Origin of the sequence: Prevotella sp. TF12-30, from assembly GCF_003436715.1 — a bacterium.
GTDB classification, from domain to species: Bacteria; Bacteroidota; Bacteroidia; order Bacteroidales; family Bacteroidaceae; genus Prevotella; species Prevotella copri_A.
In genome coordinates, this window is record NZ_QSQJ01000004.1 from 1 (window position 1) to 20,521 (window position 20,521).

12 protein-coding genes are annotated in these 20,521 nt (G+C 46.4%); 6 read left to right on the forward strand and 6 right to left on the reverse strand.

The features are described 5' to 3' along the window. Window positions 1-231: 231 nt before the first annotated feature. Together nifJ and DXD25_RS02645 are read right to left on the reverse strand one after the other, a co-directional pair. Window positions 232-3,810: a pyruvate:ferredoxin (flavodoxin) oxidoreductase gene (gene nifJ, locus DXD25_RS02640; protein WP_117661669.1), complete on the reverse strand. Its 3,579-nt coding sequence runs from the start codon at window positions 3,808-3,810 to the stop codon at window positions 232-234. Window positions 3,811-3,870: 60 nt separating this feature from the next. After that, complete coding sequence (locus DXD25_RS02645; RefSeq protein ID WP_117661670.1) at window positions 3,871-5,061, reverse strand: ATP-binding protein; 1,191 nt, start codon at window positions 5,059-5,061, stop codon at window positions 3,871-3,873. 171 nt (window positions 5,062-5,232) lie between these two features. Here DXD25_RS02645 and DXD25_RS02650 point away from each other — a divergent pair, with 171 nt between their 5' ends. Together DXD25_RS02650 and DXD25_RS02655 are read left to right on the forward strand one after the other, a co-directional pair. Beyond that, window positions 5,233-6,300, forward strand: a complete 1,068-nt coding sequence (locus DXD25_RS02650; protein WP_117661671.1) for a hypothetical protein — start codon at window positions 5,233-5,235, stop codon at window positions 6,298-6,300. A gap of 74 nt (window positions 6,301-6,374) precedes the next feature. Further along, the gene (locus DXD25_RS02655) at window positions 6,375-7,664 is read left to right on the forward strand and encodes a serpin family protein (RefSeq protein ID WP_117661672.1); all 1,290 of its coding nucleotides are present in this window, start codon (window positions 6,375-6,377) and stop codon (window positions 7,662-7,664) included. A gap of 61 nt (window positions 7,665-7,725) precedes the next feature. Here DXD25_RS02655 and ligA read toward each other — a convergent pair whose 3' ends face one another. The 4 genes from ligA to DXD25_RS02675 all read right to left on the reverse strand — a co-directional run bounded on the left by ligA (window position 7,726) and on the right by DXD25_RS02675 (window position 13,950). Then, the gene (gene ligA / locus DXD25_RS02660; RefSeq protein WP_187360419.1) at window positions 7,726-9,693 is read right to left on the reverse strand and encodes an NAD-dependent DNA ligase LigA; all 1,968 of its coding nucleotides are present in this window, start codon (window positions 9,691-9,693) and stop codon (window positions 7,726-7,728) included. Window positions 9,694-9,708: 15 nt separating this feature from the next. Next, on the reverse strand, window positions 9,709-10,233 hold the full coding sequence (locus tag DXD25_RS02665; protein ID WP_089542609.1) for an N-acetyltransferase: 525 nt from the start codon (window positions 10,231-10,233) through the stop codon (window positions 9,709-9,711). A 245-nt stretch (window positions 10,234-10,478) separates the two neighbouring features. Then, window positions 10,479-11,786, reverse strand: a complete 1,308-nt coding sequence (locus DXD25_RS02670) for a GTP-binding protein (RefSeq protein WP_117661674.1) — start codon at window positions 11,784-11,786, stop codon at window positions 10,479-10,481. 85 nt (window positions 11,787-11,871) lie between these two features. Beyond that, the gene (locus DXD25_RS02675) at window positions 11,872-13,950 is read right to left on the reverse strand and encodes a cytochrome c biogenesis protein CcdA (RefSeq protein ID WP_117661675.1); all 2,079 of its coding nucleotides are present in this window, start codon (window positions 13,948-13,950) and stop codon (window positions 11,872-11,874) included. Between the two features lie 172 nt (window positions 13,951-14,122). Between DXD25_RS02675 and DXD25_RS02680 the strand changes: the two genes are divergently transcribed. From DXD25_RS02680 to DXD25_RS02695, 4 genes are all read left to right on the forward strand, one after another. Continuing rightward, a complete protein-coding gene (locus DXD25_RS02680; RefSeq protein WP_147327827.1) occupies window positions 14,123-14,545 on the forward strand; it encodes a hypothetical protein in 423 nt (140 codons plus the stop codon). Between the two features lie 148 nt (window positions 14,546-14,693). Continuing rightward, the gene (locus tag DXD25_RS02685; RefSeq protein ID WP_117661677.1) at window positions 14,694-15,947 is read left to right on the forward strand and encodes an efflux RND transporter periplasmic adaptor subunit; all 1,254 of its coding nucleotides are present in this window, start codon (window positions 14,694-14,696) and stop codon (window positions 15,945-15,947) included. Window positions 15,948-15,988: 41 nt separating this feature from the next. After that, a complete protein-coding gene (locus tag DXD25_RS02690; protein ID WP_117661678.1) occupies window positions 15,989-19,180 on the forward strand; it encodes an efflux RND transporter permease subunit in 3,192 nt (1,063 codons plus the stop codon). Window positions 19,181-19,211: 31 nt separating this feature from the next. Then, window positions 19,212-20,486, forward strand: a complete 1,275-nt coding sequence (locus DXD25_RS02695) for a TolC family protein (RefSeq protein ID WP_117661679.1) — start codon at window positions 19,212-19,214, stop codon at window positions 20,484-20,486. The last annotated feature ends 35 nt before the right edge of the window (window positions 20,487-20,521 follow it).

Consider the following 20,521-nt stretch of genomic DNA (forward strand, 5'->3'; position numbering starts at 1 on the left):
AGTATATTATATATATATAATTATATATATATAATATAAAATAATTACTTATAATTTATAACCATAGAAAGGGTAACTATCCCGAAAAAAAACTGAATACTGAATACTGAACACCCTCTTAGATACCTCGCACCCTAGGTATTATGGCAGCATCAGGGGAAGATAGAAAAAGCCTTGGTTGCCAAAATAGCAACCAAGGCCAATTATGTTAGAATCTAAAATCTTCTTTGATTAGATCTGCTCGCTCCAGTCCTCCTGGCTCTTACGAACGTAAGTCTGGTAACGGAGCTTAGCCATCTTCTCTGCCTGAGAGAAGAGCTCATCAGCCTCCTTAGGATATGCCTTCTGTACAGAGAGGTAACGAACCTCACCGAGCAAGAAGTCGCGGAAGTTCTCCCAGTTTGGAGCCTTAGAGTCGAGTGTGAATGGTTTCTTACCCTCATCAGCCAACAGTGGGTTGTAACGCCACAAGTGCCAGTAACCGCACTCAACAGCCAACTCTTCCTCGTGCTGTGAACGACCCATACCGCCCTTACGCTTCAAACCGTGGTTGATACATGGTGCGTAAGCGATGATGAGTGATGGACCTGGATAAGCCTCAGCCTCACGGATAGCCTTCAATGTCTGAGCATTGTCAGCACCCATAGCTACCTGAGCTACGTAGATGTAACCGTATGTAGTCTGCATCAAACCGAGATCCTTCTTGCGGATACGCTTACCCTGAGCAGCGAACTGTGCAATAGCACCGAGTGGAGTAGACTTAGAAGACTGACCACCAGTGTTAGAGTAAACCTCAGTATCGAGTACCAAGATGTTAACATCCTCACCAGAAGCCAATACGTGGTCGAGACCACCGTAACCGATATCATAAGAAGCACCATCACCACCGATGATCCACTGTGAACGCTTAACGAGGTAGTGATCCAAAGTCTTGAGCTCCTTGCAGATAGGGCAACCCTTCTCAGCGCAGGCAGCGATGAGAGGCTTCAACTCTGCAGCAGCCTCCTTAGAACCCTCTGAATCGTTCATGTTAGCCATCCACTTGTCAGCAGCAGCTACGAACTCAGCAGAAACCTTCTCGCTAGCCTTAGCCTCCTCGAGCAAGTGAGCGATGCGCTCCTTCATCTTCTTGTTACCCATTACCATACCGAGACCGAACTCGCAGAAGTCCTCGAACAATGAGTTGTCGAATGCAGGACCCTGACCCTTAGCGTTCTTTGTATATGGAGTAGATGGGATAGAAGCTGAGTAGATAGAAGAACAACCAGTAGCGTTAGCAATCATCTGACGATCACCGAAGAGCTGAGAAATCAACTTAACGTATGGAGTCTCACCACAACCAGAGCAAGCACCAGAGAACTCGAACAATGGCTGAGCGAACTGAGAGTTCTTAGGGCTCTGCTTGATATCTACGAGATCCTGCTTAGAAGCAACGTTGTGTACGAGGTACTCCCAGTTAGCTGCTTCCTTGACCATATCCTCTGCATCAACGTTGAATGGAACCATTGTCAACGCCTTCTCACCCTTCTTACCTGGGCAGACGTCAGCACAGTTACCACAACCCAGACAGTCGAGTACTGAAGTCTCGATGCGGAAGTGCATGCCAGCCAAAGCCTTAGGTGCCTTAACGTCCTGAGTCTCGAGACCCTCGATGCCTGCGAGCTCCTCATCTGTCAATACGAATGGACGGATAGCTGCGTGAGGACAAACGAATGAACACTTGTTACACTGGATACAGTTCTCTACGTTCCATACTGGTACGAATGCCTCAACACCACGCTTCTCGAATGCTGCAGTACCGTTCTGCCATGTACCGTCAACTGTGTCGTGCTTAACGAAGTCAGAAACCTTCAAGAGGTCACCTGCCTGACCGTTGATAGGACGAACGAGCTCCTTAACGAATGCTGGAGCGTTATCCTCCTTAGCCTCATCGTCAGCGAGGTTAGCCCAAGCTGGATCTACTGTCAACTGCTTGTACTCACCACCACGGTCAACAGCGCCGAAGTTCTTGTCAACAACGTCCTGACCCTTCTTAGAGTAAGACTTAACGATGAATGCCTTCATCTGCTCTACAGCGAGATCCAAAGGAATAACCTCTGTGATACGGAAGAATGCAGACTGGAGGATGGTGTTGGTACGGTTGCCGAGACCAATCTCCTGAGCAATCTTAGTTGCGTTGATATAGTAAACAGTGATGTTGTTCTGAGCGAAGTAACGCTTTACCTTGTTAGGGATGAAGTTAACCAACTCCTCACCGTCGAAGATAGTGTTCAACAGGAAGAAACCGTTCTTACGCAAACCACGAGTTACATCGTACATGTGGAGGTAAGCCTGTACGTGGCAAGCTACGAAGTTAGGAGTATTTACCTGGTATGCACTGTGGATAGGGCTGTCGCCGAAACGCAAGTGAGAGCAGGTGAAACCACCAGACTTCTTAGAGTCGTAAGAGAAGTATGCCTGGCAATACTTGTTGGTATTGTTACCGATAATCTGAACTGAGTTCTTGTTAGCACCAACAGTACCGTCAGCACCCAAACCGTAGAACTTAGCCTCGAACAAGTCGTCACCACCCATTGGGATTTCCTCCTCTTCTGGGAGAGAAGTGAATGTAACGTCATCAACGATACCTACAGTGAAGTGGTTCTTAGGCTGTGGCAACTCGAGGTTCTTGAATACAGCAACAATCTTAGCTGGAGTTGTATCAGAAGAACCGAGACCGTAGCGACCGCCAACGATCAATGGCTTGCGCTCGTCATCGTAGAGAGCTGACTTAACGTCGAGGTACAATGGTTCACCCTCTGCACCTGGCTCCTTAGTACGGTCGAGAACAGCGATACGCTTAACAGTAGCTGGGATTACCTTCTTCAGGAAGTCAACAGAGAATGGACGATACAGGTGAACTGCAACCATACCAACCTTCTTGCCCTGCTTGTTCAAGTAGTCGATAGCCTCACGAGCTGGCTCTGTAGCAGAACCCATCAAGATGATGATGTTCTCAGCATCCTCAGCACCATAGTAGTTGAAGAGGTGGTACTCACGGCCAGTGATCTTAGTCATCTCCTGGCAGTACTTCTCTACTACCTCAGGGATTGCATCGTAGTAAGGGTTGCAAGCCTCACGGTGTGTGAAGAATGTCTCTGGGTTCTCAGCGGTACCGCGAGTAACAGGACGCTCAGGAGTCAAAGCACGGTTACGGAAGTCCTCGATGAACTCTTCCTTAACCAATGGACGGATGTCTTCCATATCCATCTCCTCGATCTTGTGGTACTCGTGAGAAGTACGGAAACCATCGAAGAAGTTAATGAAAGGAACCTTTGTCTCCAATGTAGCCAAGTGAGGAACTGCAGAGAGGTCCATCACCTCCTGAACAGAACCAGAGCAGAACATAGCGAAGCCTGTCTGACGGCAAGCCATTACGTCCTGGTGGTCACCGAAGATACAAAGTGAGTGAGAAGCCAATGTACGAGCTGATACGTTGAATACGCAAGGAAGCAACTCACCAGCAATCTTGTACATATTAGGAATCATCAACAACAAACCCTGAGAAGCAGTGTAAGTTGAAGTCAAGGCACCAGCCTGGAGAGAACCGTGAACTGCACCGGCAGCACCAGCCTCAGACTCCATTTCCTGGATAGAAACTCGCTGACCGAAAAGGTTCTTACGACCTTTGGCAGCCCATTCATCTACATGCTCCGCCATTGGAGATGATGGAGTAATAGGGTAGATAGCAGCAACCTCTGTAAACATGTAGCTTACGTGTGCGGCAGCTGTGTTACCATCACAAGTGATAAATTTTTTCTCTTTAGCCATTTTACTTTTAGATAAAATATTAAAAATGTTTTGTATTTAATTCTTCTTTTCGAAATTTCGTTAATACAGGAATCCCAAGAGCCACAACGGAATCTTGTTGTCCTTGCCCACCTCCGTATTGTAACGGGCATAGATGGTATCTGGATTACTACGCATCTTGTTGGGAGTTTGTGCATCACAGATTCTGAATTTCCTGTTGCCATCCACTGTATAATAGTGGTCTTTGCCGCCCTGGTGAACTTTGTGGTCTTTCCAAAGTGAATTGACGAAGAATGTTTCCATCACTTCCTGCTTGTCAATCTGTATAGGATAGATAGCGTACATCAAGTTAGTATTATGCATCATCACCTTAGATGGTTTCTTCGGAAAATCCTGACCCTCCGGATAGATCATGTTGATGAGTCTGGAATCAGCCAGATACTTAATGTAGTTCATCACGGTTGCCCTACTTGTATTGATGCTTTCGGCCAGCTGGCTCACGTTGGGAGCCTTGGCGCCTTCGACAGCCAACTCGTAGAACAGGCGTTTTATTTTTGGCAGATACTTCAGTTCTATCTGCTTGATGAGGAGGATGTCAACCTCGGTCATCATGTTCATTGTCTTTAGTAGATTCTCTGTGAAGTTACGCTGTTCCAAGAAGAATGGGTAGAAGCCATGATGCAGATAATCATTGAAGTATTTCATCGGACTCACCTTGGGAAGGATCTGCTTGATGATGTGTTCATGATTGCGGAGAATATCTTCGAGCTCGTATGGCTGGAAATCGTTGCCCGTCTTCAGATTGATATATTCTCTGAATGAGAAGCCGCGGAGATTGTAACTCTTCACGATGCCATTGAGTTCTGGATTCTCTTCCTTCAAGCGCATGACGCTGGAACCTGTAAACACAATCTTCAATTCAGGATACAAGTCGTAACATTTGCGGAGCTCCTTGCTCCAGTCCTGCTGCTTGAAAACCTGGTCTATCAGAAGTGTGCGTCCACCTTGATTCACAAAGTCACCTGCAAAATCGGCAATACCTCTGCTCTGGAAATAGAAGTTGTTCATGTTCACATACAAGCACTTGCGATCGTATGGTCCAAAGTGTTCCTTGGCATACTGGAGGAGAAAGGTAGATTTGCCTACGCCTCTAGTGCCTTTGATGCCAATCATACGATCGTTCCAGTCAATCTCATCCATCAAGGTTCGTCTGACTGGAGCATCTGTATGCTCAACTAGGTATGTATGTGTTCTGAAGAATGCTTCTTCCATGCGTTTAATATTGATTCATATTTGTTTTTTACGATGCAAAGGTAATAATATATTTTAAATTTGCAAACTCTAGATAGCAAAAACTAACATTTTTTTCATTATTTAGCACTTTTCTAAGTAAAACTTACCCTATTTTGCCGTTTTTATCTCAATAATTTGTATCTTTGCAGTATGAAACTACATATCTTCAATCCAGAACACGATTTGGCATTGGCCGCTCATTTGCGACAGTTTACCGCTCCACATGCAGGAAGACAGTTGCGAAGCGACCTTGCATTTATTCCTGCCTTGTGGGCAGATCAGGGTGACTTGGTGCTTGTTGACGACATAGACAATGCACGCGATAAGGTGCGCCATTTTGGAGAACACCTGTTGGAAAAAGTTGAGTTTATAACCAAACTGCAGCTTGAGCATCTGCTTAAGACGGAGTTTATAGACTGCGTGCATCCCTGGGGATGGGACTTGAGTCTGAAAGGCGAGCTGGAACGTATCGGTTTGCCAGAGATTATGCTGCCTACTGATGAGGTATTAGATAAGGTACGCGCGATAAGCAGCCGCCAATGGGCTGCTGGACATCTGCAGCAGAATGTAGTGTATGCAGATAACTTTGCTCTGGTTAAGGAATGCGTGATGAAGTGGGGCAAGGCTGTAGTCAAGGCTCCTTGGAGCAGCAGTGGAAGAGGCGTGAAATATGTTTCTGTCGATGAGTTCCGGACAAATGGTGAATATCCGGCTTTCCAACGCTGGGTAAGCAACATCATCTTCCGGCAGGGTGGTGTGACCGTAGAGCCATATTATAATAAGGTGAAAGATTTTGGTATGGAATTCGAGATGCGTGACGGCAAGGTACACTATCTGGGACTCTCGCTCTTCGATACCGTCAAGAATGCCTATACCGGCAACTTGCTCTGCTCTGAAGAAGAGAAGATTGAAATGATGAAGAAATACATCAGTGAAGATGCACTTTTCTCTGCTAGACAGAGAATTATAGATATAGTTGAGCCTGCGTTAAAGGAAAACTATAATGGTCCGTTTGGAGTAGATATGATGATTGCTGCAAAGGATGGCCAGTTAGAGCTTGTATCTTGTATCGAATTGAATCTTCGCAGAACGATGGGGCATGTGGCTCTTGAGTTAGCCAAGATAGCCAAACCTCAGAGTCTGATGCGTGTTGACTTTGATGGTAACAGATATCATTTGCGTGTGTTGCCAGGTAATGAGGCAGTTAACGAGTCTTAAATTTTAGCCTTCCGATGCAAGGAATTGCAGCAACCTGCATTTCATAGACAGATTATCAACAAAATTAAAAGATTATGAAAAAGAGAAATGACAGTAAGATAACTATGGCAGCCTTGATGATGATGGCTGCAATGGCTATGACTTCTTGTGCTAGCAGCAAGAAAATAAACGGTGATTCCAATGTAAGCAAGGACAGCGAAATGGGTAAGAATGAAGAGGATTTGGATAATAGCTATCTTGTTCTTTCTGACACCCAGCAGGATATTGTGAAGAAGAACAATGCATTTGCGCTTCGTCTCTTCAATAAGGTTACAGATATGGAGTCTAAGGTGATTTCACCTATGAGCGTATCTTATCTGATGGGAATGCTGGCAAATGGTGCGGATGGAATTACTCAACAGGAGATATTGAAAGCTATCGGTTGCGAGGGAGTTTCTGTCAGCGATCTGAATGAGCTTTATAAGGCTATGCTTCTTACTGCTAACAAGCAGGATAAGCAGACAACCGTGAATATAGCTAATTACATCGCAGTAAACAAGAACTTCAAACTGAACAAGGATTTCTCCCAACAGGTAAGTGATGGCTATCAGGCTGGTATTGAAAGTCTGGATTTCACCTCTTCCAAGTCAACAGACCGCATCAATGGCTGGTGCAAGGAAAAGACCAACGGCATGATTCCACGTATTATTGATCAGGTTTCAGCCGATGCGGTATCGTATTTGATGAATGCCATCTATTTCAAGGGAACATGGCAGAACAAGTTCAATGCCAAGGACACTAAGCTGGAGAACTTCCGTGGCTATACACGTGATATCCAGAAAGTGGAAATGATGCATCAGATAAAGAAGCTCTTCTATGCTGAGAACAAGGATTTCAAGGCTGTAGATCTTCCTTATGGCAATGGTAGCTATCGCATGCTGGTACTTCTGCCAAATGAGGGCAAGAATATTCAGGAAATGATGAAAGGATTGGATGAAGAGAAGCTGAATCAGATTTCGCAGAATATGGAAAACTGTATGGTGAATCTCAAGTTGCCTAAATTTACCATCGAGCAGGAACTGCCTCTGAATGCGATCATCAGTGATTTGGGTGCTCCTTCTATGTTTGTGGCCGGCAAAGCGAACTTCAGTCATTTTGCTGACGGCAATTTCTTTGTAAGCAAGATGCTCCAGAAGGCAAAGATAGAGGTGAATGAGCAGGGAACAAAGGCTGCTGCTGTAACAGCTGCCGTGATGCTGACAGCCATGGCACCTGAGGAGACAAGAAATGTGGAGTTCATCGCCGACCGTCCATTCGTGTATATGATTCAGGACAGTCAGAGTGGCGGTATCCTCTTTATGGGTCAATATTGCGGAACACACTAATTCTCAAGAATAACAGAATAAAAAAATCCCTTAGGCTTGTGGAAGTCTAAGGGATTTCTTTTTATCCGAATTTCTCAACGAACTCATCTTCCGTGATGATAGGGATGTTGAGTTCGTGTGCCTTCTTGTTCTTTGAACTCTGCGAGGCAGCATCGTTATTAATCAGATAGTTGGTACTCTTGCTTACGCTTCCCGTCACCTTGCCACCTTGACTCTCGATGTAGGCCTTCAACTCGTTGCGGTTTTTATAATGATGAACATCACCCGTTACAACGAAGGTCAAGCCGTCGCAGGCGCTTCCTTTCTCCACCGGTTCCTGCTCTACGATTTCCAGTTCCTTCATCAGATTCTGTACATGAGCGAAGTTGGTATCGTCCTTGAACCAGCCAATGAACTTGGCGCTCTTTTCCGGTCCAATGCCGTCGATGCTGGCAAACTCATCATCAAACATGCAGAGCCGTGCGGTTTCTATCAGTTCCTTGACAGGATAGCGTTCAATGAGCTTTTTGGCGACATCACCTCCACACAGCGGGATGTTCAGTGCATAGAGCAGATGACGCCCATCTGTATTTCGGCTTTTGCGGATGCTTTCCAGCATATTGCCTACACTCTTCTTACCGAATCCTTCCCAGGAAGAGATGACATAGGCATGATCGGAAAGATGATAAAAGTCTGCATACTCACTGATCAGGCCTTCGTTTACCAGCTTCCAGATGGTCTGTTCTGAAATACCTTCTATGTTCAAACCTTCCTTGCTTACGAATCTCGTGAACTTCTTCAACTGCTTCGCCGCGCATTGAGGATTGGTACAATGCAGTGTTTTCGTACCGCTTTCGCTTTCTCTAACGATAGCTTCAGCATGACAGACAGGACACACTTCAGGAATTTCAAAAACACCAAGTGATTCTGTCACATTGATCACCTTTGGGATAATCTTGTTGGCCTTGATTACCTGCAATCGGGTTCCCTTGCCTCCGATACCCAAACGCTCGCATTCACTTACATTGCAGAGAGAGGCACGCTGAACAGTTGTGCCTTCCAGTTCTACAGGCTTGAAGACAGCCACTGGAGTGATGGTATTGGCTGCACACGACCATTCGATGTGGTCGAGTTCGGTATCGGCGTGCTCATCTTGCCATTTGAAGGCGTAACCGGCTCTTGTTGCATGATGACCTGTTACGGAACCAGTAGCAGCATAGGAGGTGTCATCGTAGCAGATGACGAGACCATCTACAGGGAAAGGATTCTTTTTGTTGGTCACCTTAGCTGTAAAAGCATCAATTTCCATTTGGATGTTGTCGGAAGATGGCTGCTCTATGATCTGGCGCTCTACCGGATGAAAACCAAGTTCTTCCAGCCACTGCATTCTTTTACCCCATAATGTGATTTCCTGTTCGCAATAAACCAGGGTGAAAGGAATCCATTGGATATGGCGTTGCTTTACTTCTTCTACATCTTTCAAGGAAAGAGATCCGGATGCAAGATTGCGGGGATTGGCGTAATCACCTTCGCTTTCGATGATAAACTGCTCGAAGTCGGCATAGGAGATGACAGCCTCGCCACGAATCACGATATGTCCCTTTTCGCTGATGGACTGCGGAATACCACTGATAGCTGGTGCCAGATGCGTAATGTTGGTACCAATATGACCATTACCACGAGTTACCACCTTGGTTAGTTTGCCATTGTCGTATGTCACAACCAAGGTGAGACCATCCAGCTTCCAGGAAATCCAGATAGGGCGGTTTTCTGCCCACTTGACGAGGTCGCTGACCTTCTTGGTCTTTGCCAGAGAGAGAGCTGCGAACTCGTGTTCTTCCTTCTGACCGACGATCGTATCTTCAGAAACTTTGTTGGTAGGGGAATCGGGGAGAATTTCGCCGGTTTCCTCTTCCAGCTTCTTGAGTTGGTCAAACAGCGCATCCCATTCGTAATCGGTAAGGATTTCACCTTTGCCGTTATAATAAACATCAGAAGCTTGGTTCAGTTGATTGACCAAGCTTCTCATTCTATTTAATTTATCCTCCATAATGTCTATAAATCGTTATTGTATTTGTGGCTGTATCGTTTGCTTTTCGAAAGCAAAGCGCATACCTCTGTTCCCATAGTTGATTCTTCCGCAGATGCAGAAGCCCATGGAAGAGAGCAAGTTGATCATCGGAAGATTATCGAAATTGGTATCTACCTTGATGCTAGGAACCTTTTCTACCTCGCAGAGACTATTCACCTTATTAATAAATATACGTGCGAAACCCTCACGCTGATATTTAGGCAACGTAGCAAAGCGATGTATTACATAATAATCGCCTGTGGTAAGCCAGTCGCCATCGATAAAATCGTACTGTGGTTCACCATTGAGTGCTACTGCACCATAGACAGCCACCTCGCCATCTACGGTAAGTACGTATGCGTTACCATTGTTGATGTCGTCTTTTATATCGTGCTCAGCAGGATAGTCATTAGTCCACTGATGACGTCCTGATGCAATCATAGAGCGACGAGCCTGGTCAATGATGTTCCAACACGCCTCAAAGTCCTTAATATATGCAGGTCGAAAATCGGTCTTCATTTCTTTGTAAATTCACTTAATTATTTATTAATCGGGTGCAAATTTAACAAAAAAAAACGAATTAAAAGTACAAACGAAGAAAAAACTGCATTTTTACCCGCATTTTTCCTTTAATTTCTGTTTTTTTCGCCTTTTCGGTAGTTAAAATGCGCTATTATCTCTTAAGTTTTACAAGTAAAATATAACGCCCTGTGAGGACAAAAACATAAATATCTTCATGCTTTTGCCTGACAGGGCGACTTCCCTTAGAGTGCTAAAGTCTTATCAAGTTCGGCGATAATAGCATCCTTCTGGTCCTTGATGTGCTGACCGATGAATACAATCTTGATCATACGGTCACCAAGTTCCTCATCCCATTCCTTTTCAAGCTGCGGATTGTTCTTGCGCAGTTCTGCGAGCTGGTCGGCTGGCATTGTTGCGAGCCACTGACCTGCCTGCTTGACTGTCTTCTGCTGACCAGCCTGCTCGAAAACATAGCACATGTCTGGTTCATCAGCAAAATAGCAGATACCCTTGGCACGAACGATGTCACGAGGCCATTTTCTTGCAACAAACTCATCGAAGAGAGCCAGGTCGAATGCCTTGCGGCGATAATATACGAAGGTTCCGATACCATATTCCTCAACTTCGCCACCTTCGTGGTCATGGTCATGATCGTGGTGATGATGGTGATGATGACCATGTTCATGATCCTCGTGATCGTGATGCTCATGTTCGTCCTCTTCTTCATCATGATGGTGATGCTCGTGCTCGCCATCGTCTTCATCATGGTGGTGATGATGCTCATGCTCTTCTTCTTCATGGTCCTCTTCTCCGCTTCGTTCAGATTCGATCTCCTGAATCCAGCCTGCTGATGATGCAACAGTCTGCCAGTCAAACTTGTGAGTATTGACAATCAGATCGAGATCTACATCACCATAGTTACATTCGAAAATCTCTGCCTTAGGCTGGATAGCGCGGATAATCTGCTTCAGGTGCTCCAACTCCTTAGGCTCTACGTCTGCGGCCTTATTGAGAAGGATGATGTTACAGAATTCCATCTGCTGGATGACGAGAGAAGCGAGATCCTCCTCATCGAGGTTTGGCTTCATCAAATCAGAACCATTGGCAAACTCGTCCTTCATACGAAGTGCATCAACTACAGTAACGATGCTGTCTAGGCGCAAGATACCATTCTTGATATACTGAGGACCCAGGGATGGGATAGAGCAGATGGTCTGTGCTATAGGTGCAGGCTCGCAGATACCGCTTGCCTCTATTACAATATAGTCGAAACGCTTCATATCTACGATTTCCTTGAGCTGTTCTACAAGGTCCATCTTCAAGGTACAGCAAATACATCCATTCTGGAGTGAAACCAGGGAATCATCCTTCTGACCTACCACACCACCTTTCTCTATGAGAGCTGCATCAATATTCACCTCACCGATATCGTTGACGATAACGGCAAATTTGATACCCTTCTTGTTAGCCAAAATCTTGTTGAGCAGGGTAGTCTTGCCACTACCCAGATAGCCTGTCAAAAGCAGGACTGGAACTTCTTTATTGTTCATAAATGCCTCTTTTTATAGTGTTATACTTTAATTACAAAAACGGGAGCAGCAAATAATATGCCACTCCCGCCTTATGAAAAGTTAATTATAACTTACGATAGTTATCAAGACCCTTATGCAAGAAGTCAAGATAAGCACTGACATCCTCCTTGAAGCTGAATGCAGCGTTCAGAGGATTTCCCTCATTATCCACAGGAATGTAGAATGGCTGGGCATTAGCACCAAACTTGCTTGCCTGCAAGTAGCTCCACTTGTCACCGATGGTTCTCAATGTACGCTTTTCGCCATTGAAAGTCACCTCCATAGGCTGTGACAATGGAGTCTTGTCATCTACATAGAGAGAGATGAGTACGTAGTCCTTTGTCAAAATGTCAGTAACACTAGGGTCTGTCCATACAGAAGCCTCCATCTTACGGCAGTTGACACAACCATAGCCGGTAAAGTCAATCAGTACAGGCTTGCCTGCTGCCTTCGCTGCAGCCATACCTTCCTCGTAGTCCTTATAAGCCGGTTCTACCACCTTGGTATTCAAGTTGAAATCCTGGGTATTTACTGGTGGAGCAAAAGCACTTACAGCCTTGCAAGGAGCACCCCAAAGACCAGGAATCATATAAACAGAGAAAGCCAAAGAACAAAGACCAAGCATAATGCAAGCTACTGGCATTGGCTTGTTGAGGTCACCGCCGATGGCATCTACCTGGAACTTCAACTTGCCAATCAGGTAGAGACCGAGCAGACCGAAGATGACAATCCAGAGTGAGAGGAATACCTCGCGATCCATAATGTGCCAGCCATAAGCCAAATCTGCTACAGACAAGAACTTCAAAGAGAAAGCAAGCTCAATGAAACCAAGCACAATCTTGATGGTCTCCATCCAAGAACCAGACTTAGGAGCTGACTTCAGCCAAGATGGGAAGAGTGCAAAAAGGGTGAATGGCAAGGCGAGAGCAAGGGCAAAACCAAACATACCAATGGTTGGCGCCAACCAGTCACCCGATGTAACAGTCTGTACCAGAAGTAAGCCGATGATAGGAGCGGTACAAGAGAAACTTACGAGCACGAGTGTGAACGCCATCAGGAAGATGCTGATGAGTCCGGTTGTGCTGGAAGCTTTATTATCTACAGCATTACCCCAACTGTCTGGCAACTTGATTTCGAACCATCCGAAGAATGAGAATGCGAAGACTGCCAGAAGCAAGAAGAGGATGATGTTGAATACCGCACTTGTACTAAGCGCATTGAGGGTACTAGGACCTGCAATGGCAGTAACGGTGAGACCGAGTGCCAAGTATATGATGACAATACTCAAACCATAAGTGATCGCATCGCGGATACCCTTCTTCTTGTCATTCTTGGCACGCTTCAGGAAGAAGCTTACTGTCATCGGAATGATAGGCCAGATACATGGCATTACAAGAGCGAGCAAACCGCCCACAAAACCGATAATGAAGATATAGAAGAGTGAATGGTTGGCAATATCATTGTTGCCACCAAACGCCTGAAGCTCCTTTACAACCGGTTTCCACCAAGCCTTAGCATCATCACCATCTACAGAGAATGAAGTATCAATATCAGCGGTGCTATCTACTTTCTCTGCTACGGCAAGTTGAGCCAAAGAGTCTGCTTTCGCCTTAGCGATAGCTGCTGGATCTTCAGCCTTTCCGTTAGCATTCGCATCTTCAGAGCTGACAGCATCCTTGCCATCTACAGCTGGAGATTTACCACTATGCTTGAAGCTTGCCTCGCTAGGAGGAAGACAATTCTGGTCGCTGCAAGCGCCATACTCTAAATAAGCATCGATAAGATAGGTAGGCTTGGTGAACTTCACTTTCTGTACGAAAGTAGCGCTACCCTCGAAGAAGCGTAACTTCATCTCAAAGAGAGGGTCGAACTTTGAAATTTCATGGCCACGAGCCTGCAACTTGCCTACGAGTTCTACACCGTCAAGCTTGTTTACGTTAAAAGTGGCTGAAATAGGTCCGTCTGCGCCCAAACCTGTAGAATAGACATGCCATCCCGGTTGGATCTTTCCATTAAACACGATTTCCGCTACAGCGGTTCCATTGGTCTTGAGCGAGGTAGAGAACTTCACAGGGTTCATCATCTGCGCATGAGCCAACATTACTACTAAGAGTAACTGTAAAACTGCAATAAACTTTTTCATTTTTATTTATGTACTAATTTTGATTGCAAAGATACTAAATTTTGTTTTAAATACGGCTATGAACCAAGTACGGTTACTAGTCTTTTAGTTTTTTTTAGAAAAAATGCTATAAAATCATCACGTCATCTTGGTAATATTGCAAAAAAACTGTAATTTTGTAGCCAAATTGCGAATGAGAAAAAGAAGATTATACATATTCAGCCTCTGGATAGCTACATTGAGCATATTGCTATCCACGGTGATGACCCATCATCACCACATGGGGCGTATCTGTATGATTCAGGAGCAATGTGAGCAGGATGGCAACATCAATGATGAACATACCGACCATCATGATCAGGAAAATGATAGCGACCGTGAGAACTGTAGCGTTCGTCAAATGCATCAGTTTGTCGTCAATTCCAAGATGGTGAAGGGTATCCGCAAGTTGCAGGTTGATGAGAACCATCAGCTTGTGGTCCTGTCCTGTTCTTCCCTTTTAACCCTCCCTCGTCTCTCACTCATTTCAGTGAGATGGCAGCATGTGGCAGCTTCTCCTCTTGCAGAGGAACTGGCGGCAGGCTATAGCAGACGGGGACCTCCTTCTATTTTATGATTTTACAAGTTTTCCACTTGGTTGCAAAAATCGATTTGAAGATTCGAATGCAACTGAGTTGCAAGATTTTTCGTGTACTTTTGCCAACGGATTTTTGATAAGATTCGTTGTGTCAAATTGTAGTGTAGAATTATAAAATAGAAAAAACATGAAAAGAATAATTTTGATCGTCGCCGTTACGGCGATTGCCTGGGCTGGATTCGCTTTCTTTGGGAAGCAGACCGGTTCAGAGGCTCATGCACATGAGGAACATGAGCATGAACATGAAGAAGAAGTGGATTTTGATCATATTCCGTTGACTGCCAAGCAGGTAAGCACCGTAGATTTGAAGATGGGTGAGGCTGTGGAGCGCGAGATGGATGCCACCATAAAAGCGAAAGGATCGCTCGTACTGCGTGCACAGGCGATGGGGGATGTTGCCTCTTTGATGGGCGGTATCGTGAAATCTATTTTTGTAAAAGAAGGGCAGCTTGTTCATAAAGGACAGGTTGTTGCTACCGTTGAAAATACAGATGTGGTAAGTCTTCAGCGTGAGTACTACTCTGCAGCCAAGGAGTGTGAACTTGCCAAGGCTGATTTGGAGCGCCAACTTCTGCTCAGTAAGCAGGGAGCAGGTGTGAAGCGTACCTTACAGCAGACCAAGAAAGATTACCAAGTGGCTCATGCCAATCTTTTGGGTATTGGCAGGCAACTCAGCCAGATGGGTATTTCTACTTCCGCTGTATCCAAAGGCAAGTTTACCACAGCGTTCCCTTTGCATGCGCCTATCTCCGGCATCGTGAGCGAGATGACTGCCAGTCTGGGAAGTTATGCTGATATGCAGACTCCTCTGATGAAGATCAGAAACACCCAGGCAGTGGAATGCGACCTCAATGTCTTCGAGAAGGATTTGGCGAAGGTCAAGGTGGGCAATCGGGTGACCATAAACTTGACTAACCAGCCTGGCGTAAAACTTTCAGGAACAGTTTATGGTATGAACCAATACTTTAACGATAATTCGAAAGCCGTTGCTGTTCACGTAAAGCTAGATGCTGCAAGCGTGAAGAGTTATCTGCATTCTTCTTCAGGCAATACTCATGGCGGAAAGCTTTTCGCAGGTATGTATGTAAGCGGAAAGATAGCTACAGGCAGCCAGCAGTGTCTCGCTTTGCCATCCCATGCAATTGTGAGCGCAGATGGAAAGCAGTATGTCTTCGCTCTCAATGGAGCTCCCAGCAAGGGTAACTACAGCTTCTCCCGTCATGAGGTGACCACAGGCGCTTCGGATGGTAAATATACAGAGGTGAAGCTTTGCAACCATCTGCTGAAGGGTAAGAATGGAGCTGCCGGCACGAAGATTGTAACTGCGAACGCTTATTATCTCGCTTCGCTTACAGGCGAACATGGTGAGCATGCGCATTAAGCTTTAATAGTTTTCAACGAATCATTTTTAGATTAAAGCTTATGTTTCAGAAACTTATTACTTATTCCATTCGCCACAAACTGGTGATTGGAGTACTCTCTATAGCCCTGGCGATATGGGGTGTCTGGTCGCTGGTGCACCTTCCTTTCGATTCCACCCCGGATATTACAGATAATCAGGTGCAGGTTATTACTCAGGCTCCTTCGCTGGGAGCTCAGGAGGTGGAGCAATATGTAACCACTCCTGTAGAGATGGCGCTTGCAAATATTCCCCGCATCCAGGAACGCCGTAGCATTTCAAGAAGCGGACTCTCGGTTATCACACTTGTCTTCGATGATGCCGCCGATATCTATTGGGCACGTTCGCAGGTGAGTCAGGTAGTGGAACAGTTGGAGAAAGAACTGCCAAAGAACACCGAAACCGAGATGGGACCTATTGCCACCGGATTGGGCGAAATCTACCACTATACCATTCGTGCCAAGGAGGGATACGAGCATAAATACTCGCTCACCCAGCTCCGAACCATGCAGGACTGGATTGTGCGCAAACAGCTTTCCGGAACCCCGGGCGTTGCCGAAGTAAGCGGTTGGGGCGGCTATGTCAAGCAATACGAGGTGGCTATCAATACCGACCAGCTGAACGCCAGCGGGGTCTCCGTGAGCGAGGTGTTTGATGCCTTGCAGCGCAACAATGCCAATACGGGTGGCAGCTACATCGAGCAGAATTCCAACCAGTATTATATCCGAGGCATCGGTGTGGTGAAGAATCTGGAGGATGTTGCCAACATCACGGTGAAGACGGTGGATGGAACACCAGTCAAGGTGGGCGATGTAGCAAAGGTTCAGTTGGGCCATGCCACCCGTTTCGGAGCCGTTACCCGCAATGGTGAAGGCGAGGTGGTGGCAGGTATCGCCATCATGCTCAAGGGCGAGAACTTCCAGGATGTAATCAAAAACGTGAAGGAGCGAATCAGTCAGATTCAGAAATCATTGCCCGAAGGTGTGGTCATCGAACCGTTTATCGACCGTACCAACCTGGTGGATAGAGTAGAGGGTACCATCGCCCGCAACCTCATCGAAGGTGGACTCATCGTTATCTTCGTGCTTGTCATCTTTCTGGGCAACTGGCGTGCAGGACTGGTGGTGGCGAGTGTCATTCCGCTCAGTATGCTCTTTGCCTTTGGCATGATGAAGACCTTCGGCATCGACGGAAACTTGATGTCGCTGGGAGCCATCGACTTTGGTATGATAGTGGATTCTGCGGTCATCATTGTTGAAGCTGTGGTGACACATATCAATACCGGTCATTTCTCGCAGCCGGAAGTTCGTGCTGCTTATCTTGCTCAATGTCAGAATGGCGGAGCAGCAACCCCATTTGCCCTGACTCAGAAACAGATGGACGAGGAAGTTCATTTCTCTGCTTCCCGAATCCGACAGAGTGCTGCGTTCGGTGAAATCATCATTATGATTGTATATATTCCGCTGATGACACTGGTAGGAATCGAAGGAAAAATGTTCCGTCCGATGGCACTTACGGTATTCTTTGCCATTCTGGGAGCCTTCATTCTCTCGCTTACCTATGTGCCGATGGCAAGTTCGCTGATGTTAAGTCGAAAGGTTCATACCCGAAAAACATTCTCCGACCGCGTGATAGAAAAGTTGCAGGCATGGTACCGTCCGGTTCTCGACTGGGTCTTGGCACGTAACAAGGATGTCATCACAGGAGCTGTGGCTCTTTTCTGCGTCAGTATCGTGGGCTTCAAATATCTGGGAGGCGAATTCATCCCAAGTCTGGAAGAAGGAGACTTTGCCGTGGAGATGAGTATGTCGCAGGGAACTTCATTGTCGCAGATGGTGGAGAGTTGTACCAAGGCTGAAAAGCTGCTCAAGAAGGAATATCCTGAGATTAAGCAGGTAGTTAGCCGAATAGGTAGTGCAGAGATTCCTACCGACCCGATGCCGGTAGAACGTGCCGACATCATGATTGCACTGAAACCGAAGGCTGAATGGACCTCTGCCAAGACTACTCCAGAACTGATGGAGAAGATGGAGGAAACCTTGAGTGCCATTCCTGGATTGGAAGCAGAGATTTCTCAACCTATCCAGATGCGCAACAATGAGCTGCTGACAGGTATCAAGCAGGATGTGGCTATCAAGATATTTGGCGAAGATCTGGACGTGCTCACTCAGCAGGCAGGAAAGGTGAAGAAGATGATAGAAGGTGTGCCGGGCGTGAGTGGTATCTTTGTGGAGGAAGTTGCCGGTTTGCCTCAGATCCAGGTAAAATACAACCATGAGAAGATGGCAGCCTACGGGGTTAGTGTGGATGATATCAGTGAGATATTGGAAACCACCTTTGCCGGAGCCGTGGCTGGTTCTCTCTACGAAGGAGACAAGAAGTTTGATATTGTGCTCCGCATGGATCCTTCGCAGCGCAACGTAGAGACGCTTGAGCAATTGAGCATACCTCTCAAGGATGGTACGAATATTCCGTTGTCCCAGGTGGCAGATATTGATTATTCACCAGCGCCGGCTCAGGTTTCTCATGAAGATGGTGCCCGCCGCATCTACGTTGGATTCAACGTGAAGGGCAGGGATGTGCAGAGTACCGTGGAGGACATCCAGGAGATTCTCGATGAGAAGCTGAAGTTGCCGGATGGCTACTATTATAATTATGGTGGTGAATTTGAAAACCTGCAGAGTGCAACCAACCGTCTGATGGTAGTAATACCGATAGCGCTTGTCATTATCTTGCTGTTGCTCTATGCTACGGTGAAGAATGTTCGTGAGTCGCTCTTCGTCTTCTCTGCCATTCCGCTGGCAGCCATCGGAGGCGTCTGGGCTTTGTGGCTCAGATGTATGCCTTTCAGCATCTCGGCAGGTGTCGGCTTCATAGCTCTCTTTGGTGTAGCGGTGCTCAATGGAATCGTACTTATCGGACAGATGAACCAGATGCAACGTGAAGAAAAGACTGCTGACAAACTGTCAGCATCCATTGGAGTTACAGAATTGATTCATCATCGCATCATCGAGAGCTGTATGGTTCGCTTGCGTCCGGTCTTGATGACGGCACTTGTTGCCTCTATGGGTTTCCTGCCAATGGCACTTTCCCAGGGTGATGGAGCAGAGGTACAGCGACCACTGGCTACGGTGGTGATAGGTGGTCTGATAACCAGTACGCTGCTCACCTTGCTGGTGTTGCCTGCTATCTACAAGACATTCACCAAGAAATAGGCAATTAAGAAGATAACATAAAACATTTAGGATGAACAATAGAAAAAAGAAAACTATATTCGGGCTGGCAGCTGTTTTGATGCTGCTGGCCCCTTCAGAGGCAAAGGCTCATCTTTTCGATGCTACTATTCCCGGCACGAAGATGACTTTGGAGCAGTGTTTCCAGTTGGCAGATAAGCAGAACCTGACGTTGCAGGCTGGACGAAAATCGATAGAACGTGCCAAGGTAATGGAAGGAACGGCATGGGATGTGGACAAGACAGAGATTGCTTTCGGACAGAATCCGGCTTCAAGCGGCGATACCGATAATGCTCTTGCATTTTCACAGGGCATCGAATTTCCAACGGTTTATACCGCCCGCCGTGGTCAGCTTAAGGCAGAAACTCAGGCAGAGAAAAGTCGTCTGGGTGTAACTGATCAGCAGATTAAGCTTGAGATTGCTTCTGCTTATTATGCGATGCTCTATCAGACTCATCGTCTGAGTATCCTTCAGCGTCAGGATTCTATCCTCGACCGTTATTGCGATGTAGCCGAGAAGCGTTACAAGGCAGGCGAAGCCAGACAGCTGGAGTTCCTTACAGCCGAGCGCTTGCGTAATGAAAACCATTTAGAGATGGTAAATGTGAAGAGTGAGGCTGAGAACAAGCAGTTGGAACTGATGGCTTTATTGAATACCGATCAGCCTGTTTTGCCAGCCGAATCTTATCTCATTGCACTGGAATCTCCTGTCAGCGGAACCTTCAACTATCAGCAGACTGCTGACGCGCAGTATCAGCAAGACCGTCTGAAGGCACTCGACAAGGAGGTGAAGTGCGCCAAGACTGGTTATGCGCCATCTCTTTCGCTTACGCTCCGTACCCAGGCACTCATTTCCAGTTGGGATCCTTATCACATCGACCGTCAGCGTTTTACCGAGGGTAACTTCTTCGGCTTTGAGATTGGAGTAGGCGTGCCTCTCTTCTACGGCGCTACCAAGGCAAAGGTGAAGGCTGCCAAGAAGGATCGTGAGGTTGCAGAACTGGAGATGCAGCAGGAGCGGAGAGAAAAGGAACGTGATTATCGCCTAGGCTACAACCGTTTCCAGAATGCAGCCAAACGCATGGCTTATTATAACGGCGAGAACATTTCAAAGGCAAAAGAAATCGTTCGCCTTAGTACTGCCGAGTATGAGAGTGGCGAAATCAGCTATGTGGAATATGCCAATGCCTTGCAGGAGGCGATAGATATGGGTATGAAGCAGGCTGATGTCATCAATGAATATAATGAGGCAGCCTTGGCTTTGCTGGGGCTTTCGAATCATCTGTAAGAAACAAAAAAAGGGGTGTGTCATAAGCCACATCC

What these genes read in the sequence shown, in the direction of transcription:
- ligA (WP_187360419.1), bottom strand. Translation starts at nt 9,693, where the DNA reads ATGGAGGATAAATTAAATAGAATGAGAAGCTTGGTCAATCAACTGAAC.
- nifJ (WP_117661669.1), bottom strand. Translation starts at nt 3,810, where the DNA reads ATGGCTAAAGAGAAAAAATTTATCACTTGTGATGGTAACACAGCTGCC.
- DXD25_RS02665 (WP_089542609.1), bottom strand. Translation starts at nt 10,233, where the DNA reads ATGAAGACCGATTTTCGACCTGCATATATTAAGGACTTTGAGGCGTGT.
- DXD25_RS02675 (WP_117661675.1), bottom strand. Translation starts at nt 13,950, where the DNA reads ATGAAAAAGTTTATTGCAGTTTTACAGTTACTCTTAGTAGTAATGTTG.
- DXD25_RS02670 (WP_117661674.1), bottom strand. Translation starts at nt 11,786, where the DNA reads ATGAACAATAAAGAAGTTCCAGTCCTGCTTTTGACAGGCTATCTGGGT.
- DXD25_RS02655 (WP_117661672.1), top strand. Translation starts at nt 6,375, where the DNA reads ATGAAAAAGAGAAATGACAGTAAGATAACTATGGCAGCCTTGATGATG.
- DXD25_RS02690 (WP_117661678.1), top strand. Translation starts at nt 15,989, where the DNA reads ATGTTTCAGAAACTTATTACTTATTCCATTCGCCACAAACTGGTGATT.
- DXD25_RS02680 (WP_147327827.1), top strand. Translation starts at nt 14,123, where the DNA reads ATGAGAAAAAGAAGATTATACATATTCAGCCTCTGGATAGCTACATTG.
- DXD25_RS02685 (WP_117661677.1), top strand. Translation starts at nt 14,694, where the DNA reads ATGAAAAGAATAATTTTGATCGTCGCCGTTACGGCGATTGCCTGGGCT.
- DXD25_RS02650 (WP_117661671.1), top strand. Translation starts at nt 5,233, where the DNA reads ATGAAACTACATATCTTCAATCCAGAACACGATTTGGCATTGGCCGCT.
- DXD25_RS02645 (WP_117661670.1), bottom strand. Translation starts at nt 5,061, where the DNA reads ATGGAAGAAGCATTCTTCAGAACACATACATACCTAGTTGAGCATACA.
- DXD25_RS02695 (WP_117661679.1), top strand. Translation starts at nt 19,212, where the DNA reads ATGAACAATAGAAAAAAGAAAACTATATTCGGGCTGGCAGCTGTTTTG.